This is a genomic window from Sphaerisporangium corydalis (assembly GCF_025506355.1).
Classification (GTDB): domain Bacteria; phylum Actinomycetota; class Actinomycetes; order Streptosporangiales; family Streptosporangiaceae; genus Sphaerisporangium; species Sphaerisporangium corydalis.
Genome location: NZ_JANZYP010000008.1, coordinates 126,178 through 141,147, shown reverse-complemented (window position 1 = coordinate 141,147; position 14,970 = coordinate 126,178). Strand labels below are relative to the sequence as shown.

Below are 14,970 nucleotides of genomic sequence, written 5' to 3'. Positions count from 1 at the left end.
CCGTCTCGGCGTCCCCTTCGCCCGCGCCCGTGCCGGCCTCGTCGGTGTCCGGCGGGTGGGGGCCTAGCACACCTGGCCCCCGCTGTCGTTGACCGGGCAGCTCGCCTTGGCCGCGCACGTGCGGCAGCCGTCGTTGACCCTGGCCGTGAACACCCCGGCGGCCATGCCCGTCGCCACGGTCTCGACCATGCCGCGCGCCCACCCGGGCTCGGGGTCGTCGCCGAGCGCGCCCTGCTTCTGCTCCCTGGCGTCCTTGCCCGCGGCCTTGCCGAGCTGGACGAGCGCGGCGCCGCCCGGCTCGGACATGCCGTGGCGCTCGAAGGCGCCGAGGAGCGTGGCGAGCTGGTAGACCCCGAGCTGTGGGTGGCGGTCGAGGTCCTGGTCGGACGGTTTGGTGGTGCCGGTCTTGATGTCGATGATGACGGCCCGGCCGTCGCCGTCGCGCTCCACGCGGTCGACCCGCCCCTTGATCTGGACGTCCTCGGAGAGTATGGCGGTGAACGCCTCCTCGACCGCGACCAGTTCCCTCGGGTTCTCCTCCTGCCAGGTGAGGAAGCGGCCGACCATCTGCTCGGCCACCACGCGCTGCTTGCGGTTGAACCAGACCCCGCCGAAGTCCAGCTCGTCCCAGATCTCGTCGAGGCGCTTGCCCAGGGTCTCGCCGGCCTGCCCGGCCACCGCCAGCACGGCGATCGCGTGGATGACGCTGCCCAGGCTGCGGGACATGTCGGTGCCCGAGGCGCCGACGGCGGTCTCCAGCAGCCAGCGCAGGCCGCATTTGGTGAAGTTCTCCACCGCGGAAGGGGAGACCCGGACGATGCCCTCCGGCCAGGTCAGCGCGCGGTCGTCGGAGATGGGCGTGAGCGCGTACCACTCGTCGGGGTGCGCGCCGGGGACGCCCGAGCGGGCCAGGCGCGCGAGGTGCCCGGCGGCGGCGGTGCGCATCGACTCGGGCCGCGTGGGGTCGCACACGGCAGAGCGCAGGTCGGCGACCAGGGCGGACATGCTCAGCCAGCGTGCGCGGTCGTCGACGGCGGCCTCCTCGACCGCCCCCGGGAGCAGCTCGGACAGGAACCGGGACGGCCGCTCGTCGGTGTCCTCGCCGCCCACGGCGGTCACCACCAGACGGCGGCGCGCCCGGGTCGCGGCCACGTAGAACAGCCGGCGCTCCTCGGCGAGCAGCTTGGACGCCAGCGCGGCGCTGGCCACGTCGGCCCCGTCGAGCACCGAGCCCTCGGCCAGCTCGACCAGTTCCTCGACGCCGAGCAGCGACCCGCGCAGGCGCAGGTCGGGCCACACGCCCTCCTGGACCCCCGCGACCACCACGACGTCCCACTCAAGGCCCTTGGAGCGGTGGGCGGTCAGGATGCGGACGGCGTCACCGTCGGGGGCGTGCTCGGCCAGGGAGTTGCCGGCGATCTCCTGGGAGACCAGGTCGTCGAGGAAGACCTCGGCGCCGGCGTGCGGGAGGCGGTCGACGAAACGGGCGGCGTAGTCGAACAGCGACACCACCGCGTCGAGGTCGCGGTCGGCCTGGGCGCCCCGGGCCCCGCCCGCGAGGCTGGCGTCGGTCCAGCGCTCCGACAGCCCGGAGGCCTGCCAGATCGCCCACAGCGCCTCCTCAGCGGTGTCCCCCCGGCGTACGGCCTCGCGGGCGACGGCGATCAGCGCGGCGACGCGCGCGGCGCACGCGCCCACATGGGGTTCGACGGGGATGAGCTCGCGGGCGTCACGCGCGGCGGCGACCAGCAGCTCGTCGGACGAGCGCGGCGGCATGGCCACGCCGCCGGTCTCCAGCGCGGCCGACTGCAGCTCGGCGACGCGCAGCGCCCGGCGCAGGCGGCGGACCCCGATCGCGTCGGTGCCGCCCAGGGGGCCGGTGAACAGCTCCTCGGCCGTGGCGACGTCGAGCGCGTCGGGGTGGAGCGCGATGCGCAGCAAGGTGACCAGGGGGCGGACGCCCGGCTCCTGGATGAGGGGCACCTCGTCGCCGGCCACCACGACGGGCACCCCGGAGGTCAGCAGGGCGCGGCGCAGCATCGGCACCTGGCGGTCGGCCGAGCGCACGAGCACCGCCATGCGGGACCAGGGGACGCCGTCGAGCAGGTGGGCCCGGCGCAGCGTGTCGGCGACGACCGCGGCCTCCTGCGTCTCGCTGTCGGCCAGCAGCACCCGGATCTCACCGGGGTCGGCGCCCGCCACGGGGATCAGCTCGCGGTGGCCGTCGCCGCGCCTGCGCTCCTCGGCCGTGGGCGCCTGCTGGGGACGCTCTCCGTCACGGGCCGCCGGGACGCCGGCGGGCGGGTCGTCGTGGGGGCGGGCGGGGGTCGGGGGGGCAGGGAGGCGGGCGGCGACGCGGCGGGAGGCGGTGAGCAGGTCGGGGCCGCTGCGACGGCACACGCGGAGCGCGACGACCGGCGCCTCCCGCCCCTCGGCGGTGCGGAACCTCTCGGGGAAGTTGAGGATGCCGCGCACGTCGGCCCCGCGGAAGCCGTAGATCGACTGGTCCGGGTCGCCGACGGCGATCAGGTCGCGCCCGTCGCCCGCGAGCTGCTGGAGCAGGAACTCCTGCGCCGGGTCGGTGTCCTGGTACTCGTCGACGAACACGATGTCGTACGCGGCACGCTCGCGCCGGCGCACCTCCACGTCGTTCAGCAGGCCGGCGGCGGCGCGGATCAGCTCGGCGTAGTCGAGCGCGGGGGCGGGGTCGAGGTCGAACCGGTCGGCGTACCGGTAGGCGAAACGGCCCGCGGCCACCCAGTCGGTGCGGCCGTGCTCGCGACCCAGCACGACGAGGTCGTCGCCGTCCAGGCCGCGCTCGGCGCCGCGCGCGAGGAAGTCGCGCAGCTCCTCGGCGAACCCGCGCGTCTTCAGCGCCTCGCGCATCCCGGAGGGCCACTCGCGCGCGCCGTCCTCCAGCTCGCCGTGCAGCAGGCGGCGGATCTCCAGGAGCTGCTCGGGGCCGGTGAGCAGGCGGGGCGGCGGGTCGCCCGCCAGCACGGCCTCACGGCGCAACAGCGCGTACGCGTAGCTGTGGAACGTGAGCGCGAGCGGCGTTCGCGTGGTGCGGCGCATGCGGGCGGTGATACGCTCGCGCAACTCTTCGGCGGCCTTGCGGCTGAAGGTGAGCACCAGCACCCGCTCGGGGTCGGCTCCGCGCCGCTCGACGCGGTCGACGACGCTCTCGACGATCGTGGTGGTCTTGCCGGTGCCGGGGCCCGCGAGCACGAGCAGCGGGCCGCCCTGATGACGCACCACCGCGCGCTGTTGCCCGTCGAGAACAGGGGGCATCGCCTGCCCCGTGCTTCCCCGCCGCACCAGACGGTAGGTCTGACCACTCACAACACGCTATTCCACCAGACCACACGGGTAGATCGTGCCGACTCGGCGGGGACGGCGCGTGTCCCGATCCCCGTCCGCGCGCGACAGACCACGTTATCGAGGGGTTGGGCCGATCTTCGGTACCGACACGGCATGAAACTCACCGCCGTCTCCGTAAGGTCCGCTTTGGGGGTGAATGGAGCTGTCTCCCGGCCGGTCCGCTTGCCACGATGGCCAGCGGACAAGCGGCTCACGGAGGACGAACATGCCCATGACCAGCACTCTCCGCGCAAGCGGTACCGCATGACGAACAACATGAAGGGCGCGGTGGGTGCGGCCACCGCGATGTTCTGCGTCGGCACGCTGACGGCCGTGTCGCCCGCGCTGCACGACTACCCGATCTACGGCGGCCAGGCCCTGCGGTACGCGGCGGGCGCGCTCCTGCTGCTCGCCGTGATGCGGGTACGCGGGCTCGAACACCTGAGGCTGAGCGCACGCGAACTCGCGCTCGTCGTGCTCCTGGCCGTCGTCGGGCTCGCGGCGTTCAACATCTTCGTCATCGAGTCGACCCGGTACGCCGACCCGGCGACCGTCGGCACGATCGTCGCCACCGTGCCCATCGCGCTCGCCGTCATCGGGCCGCTCATGGAACGGCGGCGGCCGACCGCGCACCTGGTGACCGCCGCCGCGGTGGTAGCGTGCGGCGCCGCGGTCGCCACGGGACTGGGCGGCGCCACACCCCTCGGCATGCTGCTCGCGCTCGGCGCGCTCGCGTGCGAGATCGGGTTCTCCCTGCTCGCGGTCCCGCTGCTGCCGAGGCTCGGCGCGATCCGCGTCTCGGCGTACGCGACCATGGCGGCCGTGCCGCTCCTGATGGTGACGGGGCTCACGGTGGACGGGCGGGCCGCGCTGCGCGCCCCGACCATGAACGAGGCACTGGCGCTGGCCTACCTCGCCATCGTGGTCACCGCGTTCGCGTTCTTCTGCTGGTACGACGCGCTGCCCCGGCTCGGGGCCGAGCGCGCGGGGCTGTTCTCCGGGTTCCTGCCGATCGGCGCGATCGTGTCCAGCGTGATCCTCGGCACCGGCCACCCCGGAGTCCCCGACCTCGCGGGCGCGGCCCTGGTCATCGGCGGGCTGCTCCTCGGCCTGCGCCCGCGCAGGCCCGCGCCGCTCCCTGAGCCGGCGAAGGTGGTCACACGATGACGCGTACCGGGCGGGTGTCGACCGGGCCGTGCCTGCCGATCTCCGCCCAGGCGCGGGCGAGCCGGTCCACGAGCAGGTCGAGCACCTCGTCGGTGAACGTGTACGGCAGGCGCATGAACCGGTCATGAGCCCCCGAAGGGTCCGTCACCGCCCCCGGCACCACCTCCACGCCGTGCCTGAGGGCCACGTGGGAGAACTCGGTGGCGTCCACCCCGGGCAGCTCGATCCACAGCCCGCTGCCGCCGTACGGACGGCGCCAGCGCCATTCGGGCAGCCGGTCGCGGAGGAGCTTCTCGATGCGGTCCAGCCGCCGCTCCCGTTCGGGGGCGCGGGCCGCCTCGATGCGGGGAAGCTGGGGGACCAGGCGGGCGGCGAGCATCTGGTCGATGACGGGGCTGCCGAGGTCGGCGAGCGCCTTGCGCCTGGCCAGCCGTTCGACGATCTCCGCGGGGCCGCGCACCCATCCCATGCGCAGGCCCGCCCAGATGACCTTGGCCAGCGAACCGGCCGAGAGCACCTCGGCGCCGCGGGGCGCGTACGCGGCGAGCAGGCGGGGCAGGTCGCGAGGCTCGCCGAGCGGTCGCGAGGCGTCGGGGGAGGGCCCGGGGGCGACGGCGGCGGTCTGGACGATGTAAGCGTTGTCCTCGATGACCGGGACGTCGTGGCGCGCGCAGAGCTCCGCGATACGGCGCCGGCGCGCCACCGACATCAGTACGCCGGTGGGATTGTGGAACGTGGGCATCAGGTAGACCAGGTCCGGCCGGCGGTCGGCGAGCGCCTCGGCCATCAGCCGCACGTCCGGGCCCTCGTCGTCCAGGGGCACCGTCACGATGTGGGCGCCGCGCGAGCGGAGGACGTCGAGGCAGCCGGGCCAGCTCGGCGACTCGGCGAGCACGGTGCCTCCTGGGCGGAGGTAGAGCTCCGAGACCAGCACGAGCGCCTGATGCGCGCCCGTCGTCACGAGGATCTGGTCGGGGGTGGTCGGCAGCTCGGTCGCGGTCAGGTGGTCGGCGATGGCCTGGCGAAGTTCGGGGAGCCCCGCGGGGTGGTAGCCGGGTTCGTCGAAGGCGGTGGCCAGGTCGGCGCCGGCGAGTTCGCGGAAGGCGGCGACCAGTTCGGGGACGGCGCCCTCCGCCGAGCAGGTCAGCGAGATCAGGTCGCCGGGGCCCTCGATGAGGCGCTGGTACATGGACGAGCCGGTGCCGCCGGGCACGCGCCCGTCCGATATCGACCTCGTGGGGCGGGCGGTCGCGGCGACCCGGGTGCCGCTCCCCCGGCGGCTCTCGACCAGCCCCGCGTCGCGCAGTGCCTCGTACGCGGCCACGACAGTGGTGCGGCTGACGCGTAGAACGGTGGCGAGCTGGCGTTCTGAGGGGATGCGCTGGCCGGGCGGCAGCGAGCCGCCCTCGATGGCCTTGCGGATGCCGTCGGCGAGCCTGCGGTAGATCGGGCCGGTGCCGGTGGCCCACGTCCCAAAGGACGCGATCACCTCGCCCTCCGACCGCTCGAAGCCCTGGACGGCCTGCGGCGGACGCGCTGGGCGGGATGTGGTCATTTGTCACCTCGTGGGCTTGGAGTCCCACCCACCTTGCCAAAGGAAAGGCACCAATGGAAGAGATCGTTTCTGAATGGCCCTGCCACTGGACCCTGTTCCCGTCAGGTGGACCTCGTCCGGTCGCGGGAGTGGGCCGGTCCATGGCCACCATCACCGGAGCGTAGGCCCTTCGTGTGGCCTGCCTCGCGGGGGGTACGGCCTTCGCGCGGGGGTTCGGACTCGTCTCGGAGGTTCGGCCATGCGCGGGGGCGGGTCAGCCCAGGGCCACCATCACCGGGGTGAAGATGTGGTCGCGGGCGCCGGGGAGGGGGCCGCCGTGGACCATCAGGGCCGTGGCGTCGACCCGGAGGGCGCCGCGCGACTCCGCCCAGGCCGCCAGCTCGGCGTGGCGGGTGTCGATGTCCAGGCGGACCGGGCCGTACAGGCCGTTCACCAGGCCGGTGATCAGCGTCCGGGCGAGGGCGGTGGTCTCGGCGATCACCGGGCCGACGACGACGCTGTCCACGTTGCGCCACGCCGCGCCGAATCCGATGATCTCGCCACCGCGCTCGACGACCCGGAGCCGTTCCGCGAAGGTGAACAGGCGGGTGATCAGGTGGGTGCGCGTCGCCCCGGAGGCGTGCGCGTCGAGAGCGATGACCGCCCCCAGGTCCGCCTGCCGGGCGGGACGGATCCCGGCGTGGGTCAGGTCGGCGGGAGTGAGGCGCAGGTGGCCGATGTGCCTGGCGACGGTGCCGACGGCCTCGAAGCCCAGTTTCTCGTACAGGCCTCGGCCGTACCGCGTCGCGGTGAGGAAGACGGTGGCGCCACCGGCCTCGTCCAGGGCGCGGAGCATGAGGCGGCGGCCGAGACCCATGCGGCCGTACCTCGACGCCACGAGCACCATGCTGACCGCGGCCAGCCGCCGGCCGTAGCGGGTCAGCACCGCCGTCCCGGCGAGGCCCCCCGCGGGGTCGTCGATGCCGTAGACCTCGCCGACCTCGAAGAGCAGGCGCCATTTGGCCTCTTCGGGTAGCCACTGACGGTCGATGGCCAGCAGCAGGCAGTCACGCAGATCGTGAAGGCCGAGCCGCCGGACGGACACGTCCGTCACGCTCACTTCGCCGGTGAACACCGATTCCATATGGCACCCCCGAGAAGCGTTCAGGCCTGGAACCCACCCGTCCGGCATCATCAACCAAATATCCGGATATATCCACCCAATTTCCCCGGGTCACGACCTGAACGACCGCACACGGGACCGGCAGGACGGCTAGGCGGCCGTCCCCTCCTGGCACGGGCCGACATGCCTCCGGCGCCGCCTGCGGCAGCCAGCCGGTCAAAGGTCCTAGCCCTCGGCTCGGCCAGTTTTCCCAAGGCCTCCCGGCCCTCCCGCCCGGGCTCTATCCGGCCTCAGGCAGAACCCGTTTGGTCGTGGTGATGTCCTCTCCACACGGCGCCGAGGCGGCGGGGAGTAGTACGGCGAAGTCGGCGCCGTCGTGCGGCGCCCGGCCGGTCAAAGGTCCTCGCCTTCGGCTCGGGCAGTTTTTCCAAGGCCTCCCGGCCCTTCCGCCCCACCGCCGCGCCACTCCGCCTCGCCCTCAACGGCCCGACACCATCGCTCCCGGCCCCTCGCCCTCGTCGCCCCCGGCCCTATTCGGCCCCGGACCGGATCCACTACGTCGTCACGCTGCCATTCCACACGGCGCCGAGGCGGCGGGACGTGGTGCGGCGAAGTCGGCGCCGTTCTGCGGTGGGTCGCTGGTTGTGGGCGGGTGGTCAGCCTTCGTAGACGAAGCCGGTGGACTGGCTTCGGGTGACGCGTTTCCAGGTGCGTGAGTCGCATGTGGAGGCGGCGCGGCGTTCGAAGTCATGGTCGGGGACGAAATGTGTCTCCGACAGGTCGAGCCAGCTGTCCTTGGTCGCGTGCGGATCCCAGCCGGCCGTGGGGATCGAGAGGTGGTCGCTTCGGTCGGACTTGTCCTGGCTGGTGATCTTCAGTACTTCAACGCCACTCGGGTGAGTACGGACGACAAGACAGGGACGGACCTTGGAACCGGTCCCGTCCGAGTACGGCACATCGGCCCACCAGATCTGGCCGGGCGCGGGCCGCGACTCCCATGATGCGCTCGGCGGGCGTGAGTGAACGGACGGCCGCCGACCGCCGGGCGGCGCGGCGGGACGCCTCCGCCCCGGAAGCGGGATCCTCCGCCCGGAAAGCGGCCCTCTCCGACCACCACCAGGCCGTCTCTGCGCATCCGTACCGGCACCCGGCCGCGGCGCCTCCCCACGGGAGCCTGGCCGAGCCGCCTTCCCACCTGGGCCCGGTCGAGGTGTCTTCCCACCCGGACCCGGTCGAGGTCTACCGCCAGGGCGCGGCCGTATCCCCCCGGATCGGCCTCGGACGAGCAGGACCACGACCCCGGCCGCCACGAGCAGCGCGACGCACACGACGACCACGGCGATCGGGTGATCACCCACGAGCGGACTCCGTTCCCGGCCGGCTCAGGCGCGACCAACGACTTCAGCGAGACTACGGATCATCGCACCTCCGGCCCGACCACCCCAAAGCAGTGCAACGGTCCCACGATTCGCCGCACCACTCCCCGCCGCCTCGGCGCCGTGTGGAAAGGACATCATCACCACCAAACGGGTTCAGCCTGAGACCGAATAGAGCCGGGCGGAAGGGCCGGGAGGCCTTGGGAAAACTGGCCGAGCCGAAGGCGAGGACCTTTGACCGGCCAGCCGCCGCACCACGGCGCCAGATTCGCCGTACCACGTCCCACCGCCTCGGCGCCGTGTGGAATGGCAGCGTGACGACGTAGTGGATCCGGTCCGGGGCCGAACAGAGCCGGGAGCGAACGGTGGCGCGGCGATGTCGGCGGTGAGGCGGAAGAGCCGAGAAGCCTTGGGAAAACTGCCCGAGCCGGAGGCGAGGACCTTTTGGTGGGGGTCAGGGGGTGGGGGTGGTGAAGATGTGGTCTACGAGGCGGGGGGTGGCTTTGCCGTCGTCTCGGGGGGCGTAGGTGTGGACGAAGGACTCGTAGCGGTCGGTGTAGTCGCCGGAGAGGGCGTCGATCAGGCGGACGGCCTCGATGACGTCGTTGCCCTCGGCGAGCAGGGGGCCGGGGGCCTGGGTGCGCAGGTCAAGATAGAGGCCGCGTGAGTTGCGGTAACGCTCCAAATCGTAGCCAAAGAAGATCATCGGCCGCCGCGTCACGGCGAAGTCGAACATCACCGACGAGTAGTCCGTGATCAGAACATCCGCAATCAGCAAAAGATCCGCCATATCCGGATAAGTCGTGACGTCGATGGCGAACGGATACTCCCGGCTCATCGGCCCGGGCCGCACCAGCGACGCCGGCCCCGGCACCACCAGCCCAGGGACCACCGGCGGCGCCTGCATCATGTGGCCGCGCACCAGCAGGATGTGGTCGCGGCCGAGCACCCGCCTGGCCTCCCCCAGGTCGAGCCGCACCGAGCTGTTCCTGCGGTCGTGGTCACGCCACGTCGGCGCGTACAGCACGACGCGCTTGCCCGCCGGCACCCCCAGCTTCCGCCGCACGGCCGAGGCCAGCTCGGTCCGGTCGTGGTCGGCGAGCACGTCGTTACGCGGATAACCCGACTCCAGGATCTCCCCGCCGTACCCGAAGGCACGCCGCAGCACCTCGGAGGCCCACGGGCTCTGCGTCACGAGCAGGTCCCAGTTGGCCACCTCGGCGGCCTGCCGGTACCACGCGGCCGGCCTCGGGTCGCGGGACATGTGCCGCTGGTCGCCGCCGACCCGCTTGAGCGGGGTGCCGTGCCAGGTCTGCACGCAGATCTGGTCCTCGCGGGCCCGGAACCACTGCGGCAGCAGCGTGTTGGTGATGATGTGGCCGGACCGGGCCAGCGCCGTGTAGTGCTCGCGGCTGCCCTCCCGGACCACCGTGGGCGCGATGCCCGGCCCGAGGCCGAGCGCGGCGGAGTCCGGCGGGACGAACGCCCCGTCCTTGACGACCCAGATGTGCTCGCGGTCGTCCCCCCGCCTGAGCCGCTCCTCGTAGATCGCCCGCGCGCTGTCGGAGTAGGACCGGCCCTCGAAGGAGACGTACACCGTCGCGTCGCGGAGGGTGCCCCGCCGCTCGGCGGGGTAGTGGCCGCGGCGCAGCGACCAGACGCCGCCCGCGCCCTTCTCGTCGTCGGGCCGGCGCTCGGCCGCGACCAGAACGGGCACGTCGAAGCGCGTCGCCACCAGGCGGTACTCCCGCCCGTCCACGACGTGCACGCCCTCGTCGAGGACGTCGAGCAGGTCGTGGCCCACCCGCAGGGGCGCGGTCGTCCCCTTGCCGCCGGCGACCGTGAGGCTCCAGGCGCCCGACGCCAGCGCCACCGTGTCCCCGAACCTCGGCATGGCCCCCGGCGCGAGGGTCACCGAGAAGTCCGAACCGGACCGTTCTAGCGGCACGCGGTAGGTGGGGCCTGAGCGCTGGCGCAGGACGAGATCGCGCGGGCCCGGGTCGGTGTCGGGGTAGGACCCGCCCAGCGTCAGGGCACCGTCCTCGCTCCACCCGGCGGAGGTGATCACCGGCCAGACGCGGTGGGCCGAGACGACCACGCGGTCACGCCGGTCGCGCAGGACGGTGACCTCGCGGCGGTCGACGCCGATGTGCGTCTCGGGGGCGCCCTCCATCATGACCGCCGCCGCGGGATCGCCCTTGGGCTCGATCCAGAGCCTGCGGGCGTCGCGCTCCTTCATCAGCGCGGGCACGCCGATCGCGACCGAGAATTCGGTGCCGCCCTCGACCGGCGTGAAGTCGGCGGCGATGCGGTGGCCGCCGAGCCGGGCGCGGCCCTTGGTGGCCGTGGTGCCGGGCAGGAAGCCCGCCAGCTCGATCTGGTCGCCGTCGTGGGCGACCCGGGTCAGTTCGGCCCTGGTGGGCTGGAGCACGATCTGCAGGGCCCGGTCGGAGTTCCACGCGGGCCGCACCCACCAGCCCGGGCGGACGCGGAGCCCGCTCGGCCGCTCGGTGCGCCCCATGGCGGGGCCGCGCAGGGCGCCGGTGGCGCGGGCGCCCCGGCTCCAGATGACGATGTCGGCGCGCCAGGTGGTCGTGTCGCGGACCGCGGGACGGTGCCGCAGCAGCCGCTTGGCGCTGTGGACGGCGGTGCGGATCGCCGCGCGCCATCGGAGCGACCACGGCCGCACCTCGGCCACGAACCCGGCCCAGTCGTAGTTGCAGCCCGGCTCCCCCGCCCCGTAGGTCGCCTCTGGGTGGTACACGCGCCTGGTGCGGGCCGCGATCGGCGGCACCCAGCGCGGGCCCCGCAGGACCACGGTCGCCCGGTTGAGGCGGCGGCTCCGTACCGACAGCCCGACGAGGTAAGCGTGGCCGGTGACGCGCAGCCGCCCGTCCTGCCAGGAGACGTCGTCGACCTCGGTCACCGGGACCAGGTCGGACCGGCGCAGCCGGAACAGCGACGCGGGCGCGCTGACCGGCAAGTCGGCGTACCAGGCGAGGCCCTTGCGCACCCGCTTGGACGGCTCGGCGGTGGCGGCGACCAGGTTGGCCAGCTCGTCGCCCTGGGCCAGTTCGGCGGCGTCGCGGTTCTCGATGAGGTGGCAGGCGAGCCGTCGTGCGACCGGCAGGCGCAGCTTGACCGAGGGCTCCACCTCGGCGAGGTAGTCCCGCAGCAGGTCGATGGCGTGCCGGAGACGCGTGGCGTCCCGTCTGGCGGCGGTCTCCAGGCGCAGGGCGAGGGGGCCGTTGAGCGCCTCCGCGTGCAGCCTGCGGCGTTGGGCCCGGGACAGGCCCGTGGTGTGGACGGCCGCGATCAGGGCGTCGAGCGGCTCTCCCCTGTCATAGAGGTCCTGGGCGGCCCGCAGGCGGTCGGCGACGACGTCGCCGGCCTGCGCGGGCGTTGCACCGGTGGCCATGGGGGAGGCACCGCCTTTCCAGTCGCACCACAAAGGGTGTCTCTGGAATGGTAATGCGACTTACTGAGAACTCACGGGGGATCCCCGTGCCATCGGGCGTGGCGCATGTCCGCCCGGGCGCCCCTGAGGGGCGTGCCCTCCTGCCGCCAGTGGGTCAGGCACCTGCTCTCGTGACCGGGCGGCGGGGTGCCGTCGGCGTGCACGACCCGCCACCACGGGACGCCGCCGCCCCACGTGGACATCACCTTGCCGACCTGGCGGGGTCCGCCTTCGGCGAGGTACTCGGCGATGTCGCCGTAGGACATGACCTGGCCGGACGGGATGCGCTCGACCAGGTCGAGCACCCGTTCGGCGAACGGTGTCGGATCACTCACGCGTGTGCCAGCCGGTGTCGTCGGGCGGGCCCTCACGTGCCCCATGGCACGGGCCCGAAGGACAGGATCTCCTCCAGCTTCCCGAACTCGTAGCTCGCCGCGCCGTTCACCTGCTCGACGATGCCGTCACGGATTCCGTACGCCTCGCCGTCCTCGCCGACCAGGCTGCCGCCGACCATGCCGGCCAGCCGCGCGAGTTGGGCGACCTCCCAGTCGGAGGCCGGCTTGCCGTAGAGGCGCCCGCCCCAGGAGGCGATGGCGTGCTCGCCGCCGTCGTGACGCGCGAAGACCTCGGCGGCCTCCGGCGTTCCCCGCAGCTCCAGGCCGGCGTCCGCCTGCCCGGTCACTCGCGTCAGATCGGCGTAGGCGAGCGGCGATTCGCGTTGTACGCGTAACTCGTATCCCACGAGACGGGAACCTTAGCGAACCTTTACCGATCTTTGGTGCGAAAATGGCTTACTTCGGGCAGAACGCCGCGAAAATGCCACTTACCACCCGGCCCGAGCCGGTCACGATGACCCCGGCATCCGTTCCGACCGCCGGGTGAGCACGACCACGGCCGCGCCGAAACCGGTGAGCCCGAGCAGGACGCCCGCCCCGTAGACCCACAGCCGCACGGCGTCGGGCCCGGGCGGCGTGGGCGCGGGGGCCGTGGTGCCGTTCCCGAAGTGCAGGTCGCCGCGGACCGGGAGCGAGGCGCTGTAGGAGGTGAGCTCGCCCGCGCGGGTCAGGGCCGCGGCGGCGTCCACGACGCCGAAGCCCACCTTGTCGTCGTAGCCGGCGGTGGGCCTGCCCCGCGCGGTTGAGGTGATGGCCCGCGAGACCAGGTCGGGGGTCAGGTTCGGGTACCTGGCCTTGATCAGCGCCACCGCCCCGGCGACCAGCGCCGTCGCCGCGCTGCTGCCCTCCATGTCGGCGTACCCGCCGCCGGGGATGGCCGCGGGGACCCCCACCCCGGGCGCCCCCACCAGGACCGACAGGTTGTCGCTGCTGAACGTGGCCGGTCTGCCGCCCTTGTCGACCGCGCCGACGCCGATCACCCCCGGGTAGCCGGCCGGGAAGCTCCAGAACGAGGTGCCCTGCTTGCGGGCGTACTCGGTGTCGCCGTCGTTGCCCACGGCCGCCACCAGCACCACCCCGCGCGAGAGCGCGTACGCCACCGCCTGCCGGTCGGCCCGCTGGGTGGCGTACTCCCCGAGCGACATGCTGATGACCTTGGCGCCGTGGTCGGCCGCGTAGCGCAGGGCCCTGGCCAGCGGGCTCTCGACGGGCAGGCCCAGGCCGTCGTCGGGCTCGATCAGGTCGTAGTCGGGATCGTCCTCGGAGATCACCGGGATCGACAGGATCCGCGCCCCCGGCGCCACGCCGAGCATGCCGCCGCCCCGCCCGGAGCCGGCGATCAGGGAGGCCATGGCGGTGCCGTGCGGCCCGACGGCGGCGGTGCCCTCGTCGAACAGGCTGGAGCGCATGTCGGGGGCCAAAGTGACCTTGTCCTTGAGCACGGGGGTCTTCGGGTCGACGGGGCTGTCCACCACCGCGACGATGACGCCGTCGCCACGGGTGACCTTCCAGGCCTGCTCGGCGTTGACCGCGTCGAGCACCCAGCGCTGCCGGGCGCGCACGTCGTCCGCGCCCACCGGCCCGGCGAGCAGCCCGACCAGGGCCAGCGCCCCCGCCGCGGCGAGCAGCCGCGAACACGCCCTCAACACACGTTCCCCTGGGTGCACCGGGGGATCTCGGGCGGCGCGACCAGCCCCCGGGAGATCGTCCCTGCGAGGGACTGCGCGGTCGGCCACAGCTCGCTGTGGTAGATCTCCTCCATCGGGATGGCGTCGCGGGTGCGGCCGTCGGCGTAGCCGGCGGTGACGAAGACGATGTACGGCCCGGCGCCGCCCCAGGTCGCGCGCTGGCGCTGCGCGGCGCCGAAGGACGCGGTGACCGTGCCGGGGAAGGCCACCGGGCGCACGCCCACCCTGTCGTCCACGGGCAGGTCGGCCCCGGTCTCGATCCGGGTCTCCTCGTCGTCCAGCACGGCCACCCCCACGGTCATCACGAATGTCGAGGTCTGGTCGACGTAGGTCGCGCGCAGCATGCTGCGGCAGCGGTGCTGCCGCAGGACCGAGGCCACGGGCGCGTCCACGACCGAGGCGCACGATGCCTCGGGCGCGATGCCCACGCGCCGGGCGTACTGCCGCACGCGGGCCAGCCCCAGGTATTCCACCTGGGACGGGAAGACGGTCTCGGCCTGCCAGGAGTACCAGCGCCGGGCGATGTCCTGCTCGGCGTAGCGGGCGCGCTCGGCGACCGTGAGGGGGCGCGAGCGGGTCTCCTGGAGCACTCCCACCACTCCGAGCAGCACGTTGGTCGCCGCGACCGCCAGGATCGTGCCCATGATCAACAGGAAGAGGGTGCGGAACCGGACTCCGCGTTCGAGTTCGAAGCGGTCGAACGCCGCCTGCGCGGTCGCGGCCCGCGCCCGGGATCCGGCCCACGGCCGCCCCTGGACGCGAGGGGCGCCGCCCGAGGTCAGACCGCCCGCGCTCCGCGCACCCCTCACACGCGCGGGCCAGGGCGTCACCGGCCGCGCCCGCGGCTCCTCAGGCGACATACATCTGATG

Annotated in this window: 10 protein-coding genes; 1 reads left to right on the top strand and 9 read right to left on the bottom strand. The window is 73.4% G+C overall.

Going from position 1 to position 14,970, the window contains the following annotated elements:
• Nucleotides 1-63 precede the first annotated feature (63 nt).
• Entirely contained in the window at nt 64-3,291 is a 3,228-nt protein-coding gene (locus NYZ98_RS08665) for an ATP-dependent helicase (RefSeq protein WP_262842042.1), read from the bottom strand.
• Nucleotides 3,292-3,624: 333 nt separating this feature from the next.
• On the opposite strand from NYZ98_RS08665, the gene NYZ98_RS08660 reads away from it, so the two are divergent.
• Nucleotides 3,625-4,527: a DMT family transporter gene (locus NYZ98_RS08660; protein WP_262842041.1), complete on the top strand. Its 903-nt coding sequence runs from the start codon at nt 3,625-3,627 to the stop codon at nt 4,525-4,527.
• On the opposite strand, the gene NYZ98_RS08655 is transcribed toward NYZ98_RS08660, so the two are convergent.
• The 8 genes from NYZ98_RS08655 to NYZ98_RS08620 form a co-directional block, all read right to left on the bottom strand.
• Nucleotides 4,517-6,082 (bottom strand): aminotransferase-like domain-containing protein, encoded by a 1,566-nt coding sequence (locus NYZ98_RS08655; RefSeq protein WP_262842040.1) that lies wholly within the window; start codon nt 6,080-6,082, stop codon nt 4,517-4,519. The two genes, NYZ98_RS08660 and NYZ98_RS08655, sit on opposite strands and share 11 nt — an antisense overlap.
• Before the next feature lie 253 nt (nt 6,083-6,335).
• Nucleotides 6,336-7,205: a GNAT family N-acetyltransferase gene (locus tag NYZ98_RS08650; protein WP_262842039.1), complete on the bottom strand. Its 870-nt coding sequence runs from the start codon at nt 7,203-7,205 to the stop codon at nt 6,336-6,338.
• 635 nt (nt 7,206-7,840) lie between these two features.
• Nucleotides 7,841-8,479, bottom strand: a complete 639-nt coding sequence (locus tag NYZ98_RS08645; RefSeq protein WP_262842084.1) for a type II toxin-antitoxin system PemK/MazF family toxin — start codon at nt 8,477-8,479, stop codon at nt 7,841-7,843.
• A 535-nt stretch (nt 8,480-9,014) separates the two neighbouring features.
• On the bottom strand, nt 9,015-11,978 hold the full coding sequence (locus NYZ98_RS08640) for a CDP-glycerol glycerophosphotransferase family protein (RefSeq protein ID WP_262842038.1): 2,964 nt from the start codon (nt 11,976-11,978) through the stop codon (nt 9,015-9,017).
• 71 nt (nt 11,979-12,049) lie between these two features.
• Nucleotides 12,050-12,352, bottom strand: coding sequence for an MGMT family protein (locus NYZ98_RS08635; protein WP_262842037.1), 303 nt, complete (start codon nt 12,350-12,352; stop codon nt 12,050-12,052).
• Between the two features lie 32 nt (nt 12,353-12,384).
• On the bottom strand, nt 12,385-12,759 hold the full coding sequence (locus NYZ98_RS08630; RefSeq protein ID WP_262842036.1) for a hypothetical protein: 375 nt from the start codon (nt 12,757-12,759) through the stop codon (nt 12,385-12,387).
• 102 nt (nt 12,760-12,861) lie between these two features.
• Entirely contained in the window at nt 12,862-14,061 is a 1,200-nt protein-coding gene (locus NYZ98_RS08625) for a S8 family serine peptidase (protein ID WP_262842035.1), read from the bottom strand.
• A complete protein-coding gene (locus tag NYZ98_RS08620) occupies nt 14,055-14,960 on the bottom strand; it encodes a hypothetical protein (protein ID WP_262842034.1) in 906 nt (301 codons plus the stop codon). The genes NYZ98_RS08625 and NYZ98_RS08620 overlap by 7 nt, the downstream gene beginning before the upstream one ends.
• Nucleotides 14,961-14,970 lie beyond the last annotated feature (10 nt).